This is a genomic window from Gimesia aquarii (genome assembly GCF_007748195.1).
Classification (GTDB): Bacteria; Planctomycetota; Planctomycetia; order Planctomycetales; family Planctomycetaceae; genus Gimesia; species Gimesia aquarii.
The window spans coordinates 5,367,665-5,385,166 of the sequence record NZ_CP037920.1 but is presented as its reverse complement, the minus strand read 5'-3'; the positions used below and the strand labels follow the sequence as shown (position 1 = coordinate 5,385,166).

The 17,502-nt window shown below is 43.4% G+C and carries 10 protein-coding genes; 3 read left to right on the top strand and 7 right to left on the bottom strand.

All coding sequences use genetic code 11. The features are described from left to right. Positions 1–427 precede the first annotated feature (427 nt). Together V144x_RS20630 and V144x_RS20625 are read right to left on the bottom strand one after the other, a co-directional pair. Entirely contained in the window at positions 428–910 is a 483-nt protein-coding gene (locus tag V144x_RS20630) for a MarR family winged helix-turn-helix transcriptional regulator (RefSeq protein WP_144987701.1), read from the bottom strand. Positions 911–1,111: 201 nt separating this feature from the next. Continuing rightward, positions 1,112–2,269, bottom strand: coding sequence for a XylR family transcriptional regulator (locus V144x_RS20625; protein WP_144987699.1), 1,158 nt, complete (start codon positions 2,267–2,269; stop codon positions 1,112–1,114). A 204-nt stretch (positions 2,270–2,473) separates the two neighbouring features. Here V144x_RS20625 and V144x_RS20620 point away from each other — a divergent pair, with 204 nt between their 5' ends. Beyond that, positions 2,474–7,915: a neutral/alkaline non-lysosomal ceramidase N-terminal domain-containing protein gene (locus V144x_RS20620; protein WP_144987698.1), complete on the top strand. Its 5,442-nt coding sequence runs from the start codon at positions 2,474–2,476 to the stop codon at positions 7,913–7,915. Between the two features lie 44 nt (positions 7,916–7,959). Here V144x_RS20620 and V144x_RS20615 read toward each other — a convergent pair whose 3' ends face one another. Further along, positions 7,960–8,499, bottom strand: coding sequence for a type 1 glutamine amidotransferase domain-containing protein (locus V144x_RS20615; RefSeq protein WP_144987696.1), 540 nt, complete (start codon positions 8,497–8,499; stop codon positions 7,960–7,962). A 48-nt stretch (positions 8,500–8,547) separates the two neighbouring features. Continuing rightward, the gene (locus tag V144x_RS20610) at positions 8,548–9,090 is read right to left on the bottom strand and encodes a hypothetical protein (protein WP_144987694.1); all 543 of its coding nucleotides are present in this window, start codon (positions 9,088–9,090) and stop codon (positions 8,548–8,550) included. Positions 9,091–9,349: 259 nt separating this feature from the next. Between V144x_RS20610 and V144x_RS20605 the strand changes: the two genes are divergently transcribed. After that, positions 9,350–9,757 (top strand): VOC family protein, encoded by a 408-nt coding sequence (locus tag V144x_RS20605; RefSeq protein WP_144987692.1) that lies wholly within the window; start codon positions 9,350–9,352, stop codon positions 9,755–9,757. A 27-nt stretch (positions 9,758–9,784) separates the two neighbouring features. Here V144x_RS20605 and V144x_RS20600 read toward each other — a convergent pair whose 3' ends face one another. From V144x_RS20600 to V144x_RS20590, 3 genes are read right to left on the bottom strand one after another with little or no spacing between them, the layout of a single operon-like run. Beyond that, the gene (locus V144x_RS20600) at positions 9,785–11,548 is read right to left on the bottom strand and encodes a sugar phosphorylase (protein ID WP_144987690.1); all 1,764 of its coding nucleotides are present in this window, start codon (positions 11,546–11,548) and stop codon (positions 9,785–9,787) included. 4 nt (positions 11,549–11,552) lie between these two features. Continuing rightward, the gene (locus V144x_RS20595) at positions 11,553–12,773 is read right to left on the bottom strand and encodes a glycosyltransferase family protein (protein ID WP_144987688.1); all 1,221 of its coding nucleotides are present in this window, start codon (positions 12,771–12,773) and stop codon (positions 11,553–11,555) included. Positions 12,774–12,817: 44 nt separating this feature from the next. After that, complete coding sequence (locus V144x_RS20590; RefSeq protein WP_144987686.1) at positions 12,818–13,672, bottom strand: HAD-IIB family hydrolase; 855 nt, start codon at positions 13,670–13,672, stop codon at positions 12,818–12,820. Between the two features lie 264 nt (positions 13,673–13,936). Here V144x_RS20590 and V144x_RS20585 point away from each other — a divergent pair, with 264 nt between their 5' ends. Then, positions 13,937–17,278: a LamG-like jellyroll fold domain-containing protein gene (locus V144x_RS20585; RefSeq protein ID WP_144987684.1), complete on the top strand. Its 3,342-nt coding sequence runs from the start codon at positions 13,937–13,939 to the stop codon at positions 17,276–17,278. Positions 17,279–17,502 lie beyond the last annotated feature (224 nt).

The following is a 17,502-nucleotide window of genomic DNA, read 5'->3' as shown; positions in this document are numbered from 1 at the left end:
ATTCTTTCTGGATGGTATTACTGACCATCGTTTTCCAAGTCAGAATAATCAATGAGAATCATTATATATACTAATTTACTCGATCCATATTCAGAATGAAATAATATTTTTTTATAGAGATAAGACGACTTTGATTTATTCGTTTCACTATTGAAATTACATGCGAAAGTATAGGGTCAATTTGAAGTTATATTCATTTGAAAATTAATTTTAAAAAATATGATTGTCTTTTAAAGAATCTTTTTTTAAATCTGGCAGGGGTGAGATGTGGCCACTGTTTGTTCATTAGTTATTACTTGGGACACTTTGCTCATTTGAAAGTTCCCTTTTGGTAAAAGATACCAGCGAGATCATTGTATTAGGAAATCTGGAGGGAGAGTTTGAATAGGTATTCTTATCGAGACTGATACAGAGCGGAACACAGGAGTCAAGTATTACAGGAGACTAAAGAGGTACGTGCTTTTTCCAGTAGCCGAGATAGTTCAGCGAGTTCATCCGAACTTAAATGTCCGATGAGTTTACGGTGTAAATTTCGGTCAGGTTCATCAAGTTCTTTCAACAGCTCCAATGCTTTAGAGGTGATTTCAATAAATACCACCCGTCGATCCGCAGTACAGCGTTTTCGGTTTACAAGTTTCTGAGCCTGGAGGCGATCTATCAGACCGGTGATTGCGGGGACAACTTGTACCATTCGATCAGCGATTTCCAGAGAAGGCATCGGTTTGCCTTCCCCACGCAGTATGCGAAGTACATTGTATTGAGAGGGTGTCAAGCCATACTCTCTAAAAAGTCTTCCGAATTGATTATGAAAGATGTCGCTTGTTCGCAAGATATTCAGAACGGCTTCCTGTTCAAGGGAGTCGAAAGGTTGTCTTTTTCTAAGCTCTTGGCGCAAGTTTGTTTGTGGCATCTTAACCCCTTACAAGTGGATCGTAAGGCTCGCTATTTTATGAGTAAACTATTGAAGAGTCAATAGGCTGCAAGGTCTTTGCATGACTTGTGTTTTATAGTTTGATAAAAATGATAGATAAGATTAATCCAATTTTCATTCGGTTAAGGAAAAAAATATACCAACTTATTATTGAGAAAGAAAAATGGATTCCTGTCTCATTTAATGAGTTGCTCTTTGACGGAACTCATTAGGCGTGCAATTTTCATGTTCTTTGATCACGACACTCAAATAGGCAGCGCTCGAAATTCCCGCCATTGATGCAATTTTTTCCAGAGTAAAATCTGTATCGATTAAAAGTTGTTTTACTCGACGAAGCCGCTCTTCCGCGATTAATTGATGAGGTGTTTTACCAACCAACTTCATAAAACGGCGTTCCAAAGAACGCCTAGTAAGATTCACATGTTGCGAAATTAATGTGACGTTTATTTCTGAACATGCATTGCGTCTGATAAATTCCAAAGCAGAAGCAATTGCGAGATCGTTCACAGCAATGATGTCGGTCGACCTGCGTGGAACCAGAATTCTAGGGGGAAGCAGCAAAGGAGAACTCGGCGTGGTTTTTCCTTTCATTAAATGATCGAGGAGCGAAGCAGCTTCGTAACCAATTTGTTCTGACTGATGAGAGATACTGGTGAGGTGAGGATCAATCACTTCACAGAATACATCATCATTATCTACGCCAACTACGGCAACTTGTTCAGGGACAGCAATGTTTCGACGACTGCAGGCATCTAGAACGCATAGCGCGCGAAGATCATGTGCAGCCATTAAACCTATTGGTTTAGGAAGCGATTCCAACCAGTCTCCCAAGTCTTCCTGGCCTCCATTCCAACTTTCGACAAAACGCCTACGGGAAAGTGGTGAATAAAGTTCACATTCGAATCCACGTCGTTTTACTAGATCGGTAAAGGCGACACTACGTCTGAGCGACCAGTTAGATCTTTCAACACCTACAAACGCAAAATGTCTCAAGTGACGATCGTGCAAATGTTCAAAAGCCAGTTCCGCGATAGCCATATCATCTGAATAGACACCGGGAAGGTCAGAATTGGATATCTGATGCAGTGTGTCAACAATGGGAACACCAGCTTGTTTTAAGCGATCTGCCATCTGTTGAGAGCGAACTCTGGCGATAATTCCGTCTCCATCCCAATCCTTGATCCAATCGGGAAGTGAACTCGCAGGTCCCCACTCATCGATAAAAATAGACCAGGGTCCATGTGTGCGTGAATAGGTCGAAATGCCTTGCAGAATCCCACGACCAAATGTTTTTGATGTTTCAATAAAAATAGCTACTTGTGGTGTACGGTGTGGCATGATCGTGTTTCGGGTTGTCGCAATTTCGAAAGATACTGTCGCAGTACTGGATTGATTCTGAGTGAACTGAGCAGGTACACTGAAGATTCGAATTCATAAAATGATAGACGAATGAGTCTTTTGGAAACAATAATTCTCGATGCTTTTTTTGTTTTTCAACTCGATTGATGCGCTACTGGTTCAACGTCTGTTGGGGAGACTAAAATGTTGAAGATGACTGTAACCCGTTTTTTTGTAGTAGCAATTTTACTATCTGGTTTCATTTCCGGCTTATATGCAGAAAAACAAAGCGCTTACTTGGTAGGTGTCGCCAAGATTGATATCACTCCAGAATATCCTGTATTGCTGAGTGGTTACGCATCACGCAGTACCGAGTTGATTTCGCGCGTGGAGCAGCAGTTGTGGGCCCGTGCGATCGCAGTTAAAAATGAGCAGGGGCAACCACATGTTCTGATCGCTGTCGATAATTGTGGGGTCCCTGCATCAGTCACGAAAGCGGTTGTCGCGAATCTGAAACAGAAATACAAAGTTAATGCTGAAAATCTTGTGATCAGTTCCACACATACGCATTCCGCTCCGATGCTCAATGGAGTCCTGCATAATTTGTATATGAAGGATCTTTCACCAGAGGAATTAGCCCGTATTGATCGATACACTCACGAACTCGTTACCTCACTCGTTCAGGTTGCAGAGAATGCGATTAAAGACGCTCAGCCTTCTATATTAGAATGGGGAATAAGTGTTGCAGACTTTGCTAAAAACCGTCGGATGATTACAGGTCCTAAAGATCATAGTCTACCAATTCTACATGTGAAAAGCATTGAAGGGCAATCACGAGCGATTCTGGTAAATTATGCCTGTCATTGTACGACGTTGGGAGGAGTACCTTTTATGTCTGGTGATTGGGCTGGGTGTGCCGTCGAGGGGATTGAATCAGATACTCCAGGCTGTATGGGAATGGTAGTAATCGGTTGTGGCGCTGATCAGAATCCAAAATATAGAGGTGATGATCAAGGAGCCGCACGGGTAAATGGTCAAGTTATTGCAAAAGGTGTAAGGCAACGCTTCAAAACAGAATTGACTAGAATTTCAGGAAATCTCATCGCTACGAATAAAGATTTGGTGCTTCCATTAGATACCCCTCCAACACGACAAGAATGGGAAGATCAGAAAAATAAAAAAGGAATCACAGGATACTTTGCGCGTAAGAACCTTCGACGGCTCAAACAGGGGCAGGCTTTAACTGACAAAATTGTTTGTCCAGTGACCTCTTGGGTCTTTGGTAATGACCTGGCTATGGTTTTTCTGGGTGGTGAAGTGGTTGTTGATTATTCTCTGGCGCTTAAACAAAAGCATGGAGAAAAAATTTGGGTTACGGCTTATTCGAACGATGTGCCTTGTTACATTCCGTCCGAACGTGTTTTACAGGAAGGTGGCTATGAGGGTCGGAACGCGATGGTCTGGTATGATTTACCAGCGCCACTTGCGCCAGGTTTAGAGAAAAAAATTCTAGGCGAAGTTGATCGGCAGCTACCAGCTTCATTTCGCGCAGAAGTGGATGTCAGCCAAACTGGAGGTAAACGACCTTTGAGTCCTGCCGAATCGATCTCCCGTATGAATTATGCAGATAATCTTAAGGTAGAAGTTGTAGCCGCAGAGCCTCTTGTGATTGACCCCGTCGCAATTGAGTTCGGCCCCGATGGAAAGCTTTGGGTTGTCGAGATGCGTGATTATCCACTTGGTATTGATGGGAAAATGAAACCGGGAGGGGTCGTCAAGTATCTGGAAGACGTGGATCAAGATGGAGTCTACGACAAAGCCACTGTTTTTTTAGAAGGGCTTGCTTTTCCTACCGGGTTAATGGTTTGGAAAAAAGGAGTTCTGGTTTGTGCCGCGCCCGATGTGATCTATGCGGAAGATACAAACGGCGATGGAAAAGCTGACCTTCAGCGTAAAATCTTAACCGGGTTTGCAACACACAATTTTCAAGCACGCGTCAACAGCTTGGTTCCCGGACTTGATAACTGGGTCTATGCTTCTGGTGGTTTATTCGGCGGGATCATAAAGTCGTTCAATGGTCAGACCGTCAATGTTACGAATCGCGATTTTCGCTTTCAGCCGGAGACGGGAGAATTGGAACCCGTGAGTGGACGTTCTCAACAGGGGCGGGTTCGAGACGACTGGGGAAACTGGTTTGGCTGCCGTAACGGGAGTCTCTGTTTGCATTATCCAGTGACTGAATCATATTTTCGAAAGAATCCGTTTGTCGTTTCTCCTCCGCCAGAAGTCTCCGTTCCTCAGGGGAGTCATCGGAGTGAGCTCTTTCCTGTGGGGGAACTGGTGCAATTCCATTTAAGCGGACCACGCGGACGTCCTACATCAGTCTGTGGTCTGGGACTCTATCGTGACCGTAAACTGGGGGATGATTTCTATGGTAATGCTTTCCTTTGTGAACCTGTCAATCAGTTAGTACATCGGATGTTAGTTCATCCGAAAGGTGTCAGTTTTGCAGGTGAGCGTGCTGCGGAAGAGCAAGATCGTGATTTTTTGACTTCTACCGATAACTGGTTTCGTCCCGTACAGGCGCGCATGAGCCCTGATGGATCGTTAATGATCGTTGACATGTACCGCTATTTAATTGAACACCCGAAGTGGCTTTCCCCCGAAGCAGTCTCCAAACTCAACGTACGAGCTGGCGAGACGCGAGGCAGAATCTATCGAATCAGTCGCAAAGATCAACAACGGATACCTGCACCGAATCTCAAAAAGCTATCTTCAGTAGAATTAGCGAATCTGTTGAAGTCAAGTAATGGTATCTTACGTGATATGGTACAGCAGGAACTGCTTCTGCGATCTGCTTCGGAAACAATTCCAATCATCAAATCTATTGCAGTAAATGCAGGCTTACCAGAGTCCCGAGTACAAGCATTAAGCACTTTGGAAGGACTACAGGCATTAGATTCAGATTTGTTATTGTCACGGATTAATGATCCTGCTGCAGGTGTTCGCAGAGAAGTTGTTCGTTTATCAGAACCGTTCTTGAACAAGTCAAATGAATTGGCAAATGCCGTTCTGGAGCGAACTAAGGATGAGAGAAATTTATCGGTAATCTTACAATTGGCTTACTCGTTAGGTGAATTAAAAGGGGACGTAGCGACACAAGGTTTGTTAAAATTAATGAGAGACCATTCTGCAAATGTATATATCAGGTCGGCAGTACTGACGAGTTTCGAACCAGATCGCTTAGCACCCGCGATTACAGTTCTGATTCCCCAAATCAGCAGTAAACCAAAATTGTTACCGGTTTACGAAGCGCTATTGGCGATGGCGATCGCCACAAAGGATAAAGCGGCACTGAAAACGATTTTAGAGAGCCTGTTAGAAGGTACTGAGAAAAATCAGGAGCTTCAATTATGGGAATGGGATTCTCTTTCGCAGATCTTAAGGGGGCTCAATCACGAGAAAGTCAATGAAGATGCGGCTGTTCATCAGCAAGTGCAGCTATTACGCGAGCGTGCCAGCCAGTTAATATCAGATCATCAGAGTCATGAGAAATATCGGATTGGTGCGATAGAATTCGTAATGAGCGCAGGTCAGAGTCTGAAAGATATTGGATTGATTTCGGACTTGCTTTCCCCTCAAACTCCTCTAAAGATTCAAGTTGCTGCTCTGCGCAATTTGATCAATACACAGAATTCTTCTGCCATACAAACTGTCCTCAAAAACTGGAAACAGTATACCCCTGCATTGCGAGTTGAAGTGCTTGACCAATTGCTTTCACGAGAGAATACCACTATTGAATTATTAAAGAGCATCGAACAGAAACTCATTCAACCGGCTCAGATTGATTTAACGAATCGTGATAAACTAACTAAACACAAAAGCCCTGAGATCAGCCAGCGTGCCAGGAAAATATTTTCTGTAGCAACCAGTGCCAGTCGTGCTTCCATTCTTAAGCAATATCAATCAATTGATCTGAAGCAGGGAAACATACAACGTGGGAGTGTTGTGTTTGAGAAGCAGTGTGCTGCCTGCCATCGCTTAAATGGAAAAGGTCATGTGGTAGGGCCAGATCTGGCTGCGTTGACGGATCAATCAAAATCCTTTTTGCTGACATCGTTATTAGATCCTAATAAAGCCGTCGATGGTCGCTACGCCTCGTATCTGGCTGTGACTGATGAAGGGAGGATTCATACCGGGATTCTCGTATCCGAGCAAAGTAATAGCATCACTTTGAAAGGCCAGAAAGGAAAAGTGCAAACGATTCTCAGAACGCAACTTGAAGAATTGCAGAATACGGGTAAATCTTTGATGCCAGAAGGCCTGGAACGTGAAATCTCACTGGAAGCAATGGCAGATTTATTAGTATTTCTTCAGGAAAACAGTTCTTCTATAAAATACAAATATGTCGGAGCCGTGAAACCTGATGCCACTTATCCTGATGATCCGAAGAAGCCGAAGCTCGTCAATCAGTCAACGGGATCAGCACGATTTAATGATGGTCAATGGGTTGGGTTCCGATTTGCCGGCACACAGCCTCAACCAGGTATCGACTTTGATCTCGGAAAGAAAATACCAATTCGTTCTTTAAAAATTGTCTATGGAGTCAATCATGAGCCGGGCACCATTCATGCCCCCGCTTCGGTTTTGATTTCTTTCAGCAATAATGGTGAGCAATATGGAAACCATCTCAAATTTTCTGGATTTGATAACCATCCTGACGGTTTAGGCCTTTATGGAATCGATGGCCGCACTGTTGAGATTAATCTTCCACAACAGCAGTCTCGCTTTGTCCGTATTGATTTTCAAGGTAAGAAAGGGTGGGTTTTTCTCTCTGAAATCTCCGTTGCCAGTCATCCAGCGGATACCCTGAGTCAAGCCGTTCCCGTTAGTTCTGTAGAAGTGAAGCCAAAGACGGTTCCCGTAGACCCGGTTGCAAAAATTAAGTCGCTTGTTGCCAGTGTCAAGGTTGGTACAGTTGATGAATACCGCGAGATACCTGAAATTTGGCGAACAGCGATTGCATTAGGAAAACGAAATCAGGTTGATGAAATTCGTAAGTTACTCGAAGCATCGTTGCCTGAAAAGGGAGGGGCTTTGCAACATTGGCAGGCTGTTGTGATTGGAGGAGGAATTATCAATGGAATCACGATAGCCGGAGATTGGCCTCGCGCACGTATCGAAACAATTTTAAAAGATGACGCGAAACTGGCTGCTCGCTGGAAACAGGCGTTGTTGCAATCTGTTAAGATGGCCGATGATCCAAAAATCAAATCAGGTACCCGCTACGACGCACTTAGAATGATTGCGATGCTTGATTTTAAATCATGCAAAGCACAATTAAAAAAATATCTCGCAAATTCTAAACAGGCTGAGTTACAGATGGGAGCCGTGAGTGGGCTGGGTGATATTGATTGCGAAGCATCAACGCTACTTTTGATCAATGCAGTTCCAGAATTAAATCAAAGAAATCGTAAGCTTGCTCTCGAAGCATTGCTCAGAACGGAGAATCGTGCGCGGGCCTTATTGAATGCAACTCAAATGCAAAAAATTACAACAAAGATGATCGACGCTACTGTTCAGAAACTATTAATAGAACATTCAAACGAAGAGATTCAAAAACAGGCAAAACGATTATTCGATTAATAAATGTCGATATGAAAATAGAGAAAATCAGCTTCCGGTTGGATTCATTTTTCTTGTAGCAGCACTTCCAATATTCCTTTACAAAAATCGGGCAGATCTCCTGGTCGACGACTTGAAACGAAATGCCGATCGATGACAACGGGAGTATCTTCCCAGATGGCACCTGCATTAATGAGATCATCTTTGATGCCTGGTGAGCCAGTGACTTTGACCCCATGGTAAATCCCTGCTGAAATCGGCATCCAGCCTCCATGACAGATGGCGGCAATCAGTTTCTCACTCGTATGGAATTCCTTTAATAATGACAAAACCTTTTCAAAACGCCGGAGTTTGTCAGGCATCCACCCGCCCGCACAGATGACGCCCTGATAGTCGCTCGAATTGATACTGTCGATTGTTGCTTGTGAGACTGCAGGGTAACCATGTTTCCCCAGATAGGTTTTTCCTGATTCGAGACCTGCCATGATCGTTTTGGCACCCGCTTCCTCCAGACGAAGTTTGGGATACCAAAGTTCAAGATCTTCGTAATCATCACCAACAAACAACAGAAACTTTGAACCTGACAAGGGTAGGGAACCACTCATATTCTAAATCCTTAATGATCAATTACTATTTTCGCGGAAAAGTGAATACTAAGCACTGGGCCACATAAATCCGAAAATCAAACCTACAATGACAGCGTACATGATCGATTCAATGACGTGTCCTATAATGCGGTTATGAAACCAGATTGCGTGTTGCACACTTGACGATAAAAAAATGAAGAGGCCGGCTGTTGATATGAATCGAAAAACTGTTTTGAATTCTGCGCCAGGAATGATCGCTAACGTTGAAAGATAAGCGAGCGCAAAGCTGATGACCAGAAAATACACAAAAGTCAGACCCAGTTTCTTTCCCATATTCACTTTGGGAAAAACTGTCATTACGCCACACGGGCCTGCTTCCCATTTTTGTTTGTATTCGTCATTGTTCATTTCCTTAGGTGAATTTGTACCTGGAAACATATAATTCCCCAATGGGACATCCAGTTCCTGCATGGTTTTGAGAAACTCATCTTCTTTTTCTAGTTTTTTCCAATCATCTCGATGAAGTTGGAACACCATCCATGACAAGAAACTGGCGAAAAATAAAGCAATCGCCGACAAAATGATTGGTACAAGCAGACTTGTTAACATGTCAATATTCCCGAGTGAAGTGCTCAAAATGAAAATCTGAAAGGAGTCGAATGGTTTATTTCAGCAAAAAACTACTGACAGTCATTCAAAATGATCATAAAAATATCGTTCTGGCTTTCCTAGTATGTAGACAATCATTTGGCGAGAATTTGATATCCTGACTTGTTGATCCACTTTTAGAAACAATCTTGATTGGTATAAAATCATCATTCCACGTTATGATGATCAACTCTTATTTTTTTAGAAAGTAGACATTCTCATGGCGAGTACGAGTTCAGATCTTCAGGAGTTAGTACCACTTTTATTTGTCGATGACCTCTCTCGCTCAGTTGATTTTTATATTGAACAGCTTGGTTTTGATATCAAACTCACGTGGGAGCCGGAAGGTACATTGTCCTGGTGTCGGATCGAACGTGGGAATGCTGCCCTGATGTTACAATTGGCTGTTCCCGATGAAGATGGAACTGCTAATGAACGTAGCAAGGGAGTAGGCCTCTTTTTCAACTGCGGTGATGCACAGGCAATGTACGAGGAATTTTTATCAAAAGGACTCTCGCTCGAACCACCACAAGTCGCTTTTTATGGTATGAATCAGCTTTTTCTGAGAGATCCAGATGGTTATGAGCTCTGTTTTCAGAATCAAGTCGAACCACCAGAAGAGCAATAGAAGGACTGTTGTTACAAGTCAGCGATATTAATGGTGGTCTAATAAGTTTGTCAACCAGATTACCTGGTATGGGTTGAGAACCAAGTCACCATGCAGGTCTGAATACAATTCACCGCTGATCAGATCGACCCATGAATCAGTACCAATCAAATTAATGTCTGATAAGGGAATGATTTGTTCCTTATTAGTGATATTGTTGATCGCAAAGATGCTCTGTTGGCGATTCATACTTTGACGCCAGAAAGCAAATACACTATCTCCCAAGTGTAAAGTAAACTGAGTTGCGTTAGGATGAAAGGCTGGTTGGCGGATGCGGACATTTATCAGATGACAAAGTCCCTGAAAGACTCGTGAATGTGTTGATGATTCATCTTCAAGCACGCTCAAAAGATGCTGATAATCCCAGCGATGACGATTGATAGAACGACTACGGCCTGTCTGTTCCACAGCGGTATGATCATTCCGTGTGCCGAGGAAACTGTGAATGTAGATCGCGGGAATTCCTTCTAAAGCCAGCATAATTGCGTGGGCGCAAAGAAAGCGTTCGATCTGGCATTCATCTTCACCGTCCAGAGTTCCTTTCATCGCTTCGAATAGGGAGATATTAATCTCATAAGGACGCATGCCCCCACCCGCGAGAGAACGCATTGATGTCAATCCACCAAATTGTTCCATCATAGAAACCATTTCGCCGATTTCTTCTTCGCTCATTAACCCTTCGGCAGGGCGGAGTCCGATACCGTCATGCGAAGCAATAAAATTTAAGTATGTTGTTCCATGCAGTGCGGGGGGCATGCTCATCATCCATGTTTTTAGATGCTGGCAACTACCACGTAGCATTGCGTTGACCAGCAGGGGAGGCAGAGAAAAATTATAGATCGCATGCGCTTCGTTTGAGTTCCCAAAGTAAGCCAGATTTTCACGATTTGGGATGTTTGTCTCAGTAATGATAATCGCTTTCGGTGAGACAAATTGGATCAGCGTTCGTAATAATCGCACAATTTCATGGGTCTCTGGTAAGCTTAAGCAGCTCGTACCTGGAATTTTCCAGATAAAGGCAATTGCATCCAGTCGAAAAATTCTGACACCATGATCCAGATACAATTTAATAATCTTGATAATTTCTTTTAGTAATTCTGGATTTGCAAAATTCAAATCGACTTGATCATGACTGAAAGTGCACCATACATAGCGAGGGCCTTCGGGTGTTTCTATCAATTGTAATAGCTCGTTTGTTCTTGGACGAACTACTTTAGAGATGTCATCTTTTGGCGTTGCACAAAAGAAATAATTTTTGCCTGGTGACTTTCCCCGTTTAAACTGTTCAAACCAGCGACTTTGGCTTGAACAATGATTGATCACAAGATCTGACATCAATTGAAATTGTTTAGCAATTGCATTGATATGGCTCCAGTTGCCTAGTTTCTCATTGACTTGTTGATAGTCAATGATTGAAAAGCCATCATCGGAACTATAAGGAAAAAATGGAAGGATATGAATTCCATTGATGGTGTCTTGCAGAAATGTCTCTGCAAAGTTCAGCAATGTTTCCAAAGGCGGCTGCCCCTCCGTGAGCAGACTATCGCCATAAGTAATCATGATGATGTCGCGTTGAGTCCAGTGATTTTGATGTGTTTCTGGTGTCCGGCATTCTCCAGTGTCAGGACACATAATATCAATCAGTGACTGAGCAAACTCCGCATGATCGAGATCGGGATAAATGATGCGCAAATGGTTTTCGATATGAAATCGATATTCACTGATTGCAGAATGCTCAACTGGGTCGGTCATGTTTTCAGGAAAACTCCCGGTAGTCATCATCAACGGCGTAACACAGATGTCTGAAGATATCTGGAATTGCACTTTGGACACGGTTCCAACTGGGGATGAAAGGGGTTTCCATTGGGTTTTCCAAGAAATGCAGCCCTGCCTTTAATACATTTTCAGCGAATAATTCAACCGCTTTTTCTTCGTTGTGTACATCAAACTTTAACCCATTAATTATGGCATCGTTACGATAGGTTTCTATAAAGTCCAGAGCAATTCGATAGTAAGTGGCTTTGATAGAACGAAATGTTTCAGTCGAAAATACAACGCCGTTGGTGGCCAGCTTTCGAAAAATACCTTTTGAAATATCGATAGACATTTTAGAGAGACCCGCTTGTGCATCCTCAACAGATAACTTCTGATGTTTATGATCATATTTGTCGGCAATATCAACCTGACATAATCGGTTTGTTGAGAAATTACGTTTGACTTCCGAGAGCACTCCGATTTCCAGACCCCAGTCACTGGGAATCCGAATATCATTAATCACATCAACGCGAAATGAAAATTCACCCGCCAGTGGGTAACGGTAGCTATCCAGGTATTCGAGATAATCTAATGAACCCAGGATCTTTTTCAATGCGCGCATTAAGGGGGTGACTAATAATCGAGTTACCCGGCCATTCATCTTACTCTCTGCGACCCGTGCGTAATAACCTTTACAAAATTGATAGTTGAAGCTGGGATTTGCAACCGGATAAATTAAACGTGCGAGCAAGCTACGATCGTATGTCAAAATATCACAATCATGTAAGGCTACCGAAGAAGTCGTTCCCTGTGCAAGAATATAGCCGAGACAGTACCAGACATTGCAACCTTTCCCCAGCTCTTTCGGGGCCAGTCCCTGTTCTTGTAGCATATTGTTGACTGCCTGGAGCCGAGGACCATCATTCCAGAGTATGCGATGATTCTGAGGCAGGCGACTAAAAAATTCAATCGCGTGTTTGTATTGCGATTCATCGGCCCGGTCCAAACCAATCACGATCTCATTTAGATAACCAACTTTTGCCAGCTCTGTGACAATCTTATCGAGAGCCGGTCCTTCGAGTTCGCTGTACAGACAGGGGAGCACGAGGCTCATCGGGCGAACTTCAGAAAACCGGATCAATTCCGCTTCCATCTCTGCATTAGAACGTGAAGCAAGGTTATGTAGTGTTGTAATGATACCGTTTTGGTAAAAGTCTCCCATACCAGACCTCCGTAATCAAAGCTTGAGCGCCAAAACCAGAATGATCAGGAAAGTGTTTCATCCAGTATTTGGGTTAACGCATCAGCCCATCCTTGTGGGCCAATTTCTTCAGTTATGATGATTGAAGATCGCTTTTCAAGGACCGGTGGTTCATGCTTGGAAGAGCGCACGATGACGGCAGTGTCTGCTGCGTTCAACATGGCGACATCATTTTGGCTATCGCCGAGTGCCACAAAAGCAGGTCGCGCACCACACGAGTTAGTAAAACGCTCCCTTAACCAATGCAGACATTTTCCTTTGTCACACGCGCCAATCACATGCACAAACCGGCCACCTTTAAGCAGCCGTAATCCATGATTGGCAATCAGTGCTTCAAAGTTAAGCAATTGACGTGCCGAGTCTTGCCAGATTAGTGGTTCCGAGAATTCTCGTGTTGCTGCAAGTATAGCGTCTGTTTCCGATAAGCCCGTATGCGCAATGACTTCAGAGACTTCCATGTCTGCAAATCCGGTAAACAGGAATTTTTTATCTATACGAATTTTGTGAACCAATTCCAAAATTTCTGAACGAAGTGCCCCCAAAACGTGCATGTAATATCCCGATTTCTGGGCAGGATTTTCCAATTCCCCATCAAAATACTCAGCAGGTATAAAAACAGCCGAACCATTTTCCACGACATAAGGGGCTGAGTTTTCCAACTCTTTGCGTATCACTTCAAGTTCAGCGGCTGTTTTGCTGGTATTCAGAATCAAAGGAATACCAGCTGCTTTGAGACGTGCTAATACTGGTATCGCTGGTGTATAAGAATATGTATTGTGATCCAGCAATGTCCCATCCAAATCTGTCATGACAACAAGTGGAGGGGGTGTTTGTTGATTAAAACGTGGGTCAACATTCATAGATAGAGAGGTAACACAAAAGAACTAAGAGGATTCCATCTCGGATGAAGGGCTGCAAAAAAGGCCGTCAGTTTGATGCGCGAGAATCATCATAGCAGTACGCAGGCTGAGGAACAAACGTAGAGATTGAAACTATCGAATCTAAATATATTTGAGCGGTTTTTCATGGTTGTGTTCTCAATGCTTCATGGAATTGCTAGACTAAATAAATAAGGTTAAATATCCAGGGATTACCTGCATGTGATTCTTCAAAGGCACTGACTCATGATCAATCGAAAGCATCTTCGATTTACTGCTTTGTCTATTCTTTTGCTGAGTACTTTTTCTTCGCTTGATGCTGCAGGCCAACAAACTGTAATGCTTCAGGAGCCATGGCAATCGCAGTACACGAAAGCAAATGCTGCCGGAAAACACGTCCTTGGATTATGGACGTTTGATGAAACTGATGCAGGCGAAGATCTTTCCGGCAATGGTCATACCGCAAAATTTAAAGGAGCTAAGGTTGAATCACAAGGGCGATTTGGTGCCGCTTTGCGGTCTTTTCCTGGTTTTCCTGTCGAAGACAAAAGACATTATGCAATTGTGAAAGATTCTCCCAAACTGTCTCCGCAGGGACCTTTCACACTCGAAATGTGGATCAACCCTGGTAAAGATATCGAAAAGGCCCACTCTGCATTCCTTCTGGATAAAAAGTATGCGGGTCACACCGATTATCAACTCTTGTTCAATCGAGCAGGGAGTTCAGGCACTCGAATCCTCAAAGCGGTTCTCGGTTTTGGCGCCTCATCGGAAACCTGGTATTCTGATCCACTCAAATTAAAACCGGGTACATGGTACCACATTGTATTTCTCTATGACGGAGCAGGGCGTGGACGATTTTTAGTCAATGGAATCCCCCATGGCGAAAAAACAATTAGTGGGATTGGCTCTGTTGCAGCAGGAACAAGACCCCTGACCATTGGTGACCGTAATGGAAGTAATTATGGTGGTTTTCCTGGTCTCGTTGATCAAGTCCGAATCAGTGAGGGGGAATTAGAATTTCGCCCGGTTCGCTTTGAGAGAATCTCCCAACGTGCCTGTTTTATTCGCATGGAAAAAAATTGTACAATTGCGTTTCAGGTGACGAATTTGCAAAAGAAGTTACTTCCTGAAACGACGGTCACCTGGTTGCTGAATGGTGAAGCGCAGGGAACTTCGGCTCTAAAAAACTTACAAACCGGTCAGCCACAGGAAGTGCTATTTCCACTAAATACGTCATTACGACCAGACCAGTATTTGTTGACCGCAAAATTAAAAACAGCCGGACCACTAAATACATCTGCTGAAGAATCTTTTCCCATTCAAATCGTTTCTCGAAAATTGCCAGATCAGTTTCCCGTTATAATGTGGGGAGCGGGAATCAGCGAGATTGATCGTTTGAAAGAGATCGGATTTACGCATGCGGCAGGACTGAGAGCCAATTATTCAAAAATATTTAAAGCAGGTAAACCGGCTCTGGCTGATTCTGAGCAGCGAGTAACAGAGGTTCGCGCGGGGCTTGATCGTGGCCTAGCCAACGGAATTTCTTTTTATGCTTCACTCTCTCCTGGTACGTATTTGCGTAACCAAGAGAAATATCAGCGAATGAATCGCGATGGAACCAAAAAATCAAGTCGCGAGGATATTTGTGCCTCGATCCCTGCTATAAAAGAATATTGCTATAACGTAGGGGCATCCGTTGTTCAAACTTATCAAGATTACCCTGCCTTCGATTCAGCTCTGCTGCATACTGAGGTACGTGGCCATTCACGTCCCTGTTTTCATCAACATGATCTTGAAGCGTTTAAAAAACACGCCGGGTTTGATGTTCCCGCAGAAGTAGGGTCTCCGTATGGTGTCTCCTATAGCAAACTGAAAGACTTTCCTAAAAATCGCGTTGTGAAAGATGATCACCCGCTTTATGTCTATTACAAATGGCACTGGAAAAAGGGAGATGGTTGGAATGACTTGAACAGTGATCTGGAACGTGGTCTCAATTCTACAGATAAAACACTCTGGACCTGGTATGACCCTGCAATGCGAGTTGCTACTGTTTTTGGTTCTGGAGGGAATGTCGATGTACTTTCACATTGGACTTACACTTATCCCGATCCCATTCGTATTAACGTCGTACTCGATGAAATGTTCGCGATGGCACGCGGTTCAAAAAAACAACAAGATGTGATGAAGATGACACAGATCATCTGGTATCGCTCACAGACTGCTCCAAAACCGAAGAAGCCTGAAGATATTCCTGCAACACAAGCAACCTGGGAACAGGAACAACCTGATGCTGATTTTATTACCATTTCACCGATGCAATTACGTGAAGCATTCTGGGCTAAAATATCTCGTCCGATTAAAGGGATCATGTACCACGGTTGGCAGTCTTTGGTTCCCACTGATGGAACATACGCGTATCGCTTAACAAACACGCAAACACAGCACGAACTGAAACGCCTGATTCATGAGGTTGTGCAACCCTTGGGACCGACTTTGCGAAACATTCCTGCTGCTAAGAATGATATCGCGTTTTATGAAAGTTTTGCGTCCCAGGTTTTTGCGCGCCGAGGAACTCTGGGCTGGAATGGGTACTGGCTGGGAGATGCCCATCAGATGCTGCAATGGGCAGGATTACAAACCGATGTCGTCTTTGATGAAACCATTACTCAACAGGGATTAGACCAGTACAAAGTTCTGGTCATTATGCATGGTGATGTTGTTACCAAATCTGTTTTGAAAAAGATAGAGGCATTTCAACAACGCGGTGGTCTTGTGATTGCAGATGAATTTCTCACCCCTGCGATTCAGCCTGATATTCGAGTTAGATCTTATTCTCGAACTGGTAAGGCAGACGTTGACAAACAAGAATTCCAGAAAAAAGCGATGGAATTAAAAGCAGCCTTATCAGGCAAGTATAATCGATTTGTTGACTCTTCTAACCAAAACGTAGTTCATTATTCTCGACGTGGGAAGATTACGGATTATATTTTCCTGGTCAATGATCATCGCGAATATGGAAAGTATGTGGGACATCATGGTCGTGTGATGGAAAATGGACTGCCTTCTGAGACAACTTTGTCCATTAACCGGGGAGAGGGATACCTCTATGATTTGGTGAATCACCAACCAGTTTTGACTCAAAAGTCCGCAGGCAAGCAGACTTTTTCTCTTCAATTGGGGCCTGGAGCAGGGGGGATTTATATGCTCATGCAGGATCCCATTGAACGTATTACCGTTGATGTTCCTGATCAATTGAAACGAGGTGAGTCTGCTAATGTCTCTCTCAATGTGACCAGTCAACATGGTAAACCCGTTTCAGCTGTGATTCCTGTCGAAGTGACTATTGAAGATTCCGAAGGACGCATCGCTGAACAATCTGGTTTCCGAGCTTTGGTTGACGGCAAGCAGTCCTTCCCCATTCAAATCGCCCCTAATGACAAAGCAGGCATCTGGCGTGTCCATGTGAAGGAACTGGCATCTGGCAAAACTTCAGACGCACATTTTCGAGTGATGGATGACAATTCTTCAGTGAAGCCCAATTACAAGAACATCAAAGGCTTCAATCCGGCACAACCTGCTGGTTAGGAATACTAGAGTTCGAAATCTGTTTATTCCTTATTGTCATTGTTTAGCGAAAATGTTGTTTTTCGTATCCGGATCTTGCTTTCATGTCTCTTCGTTTCTTCTGGTGAAACGATCTCTCAAGTTTTCACAATCTCAAAGAAGAATTCACGAAACATTAATCTTGGAATTTTTTTGATTGAAATATGCCTGACATACAGGCACTTTTTTTCAAAGGATTTCTGCAA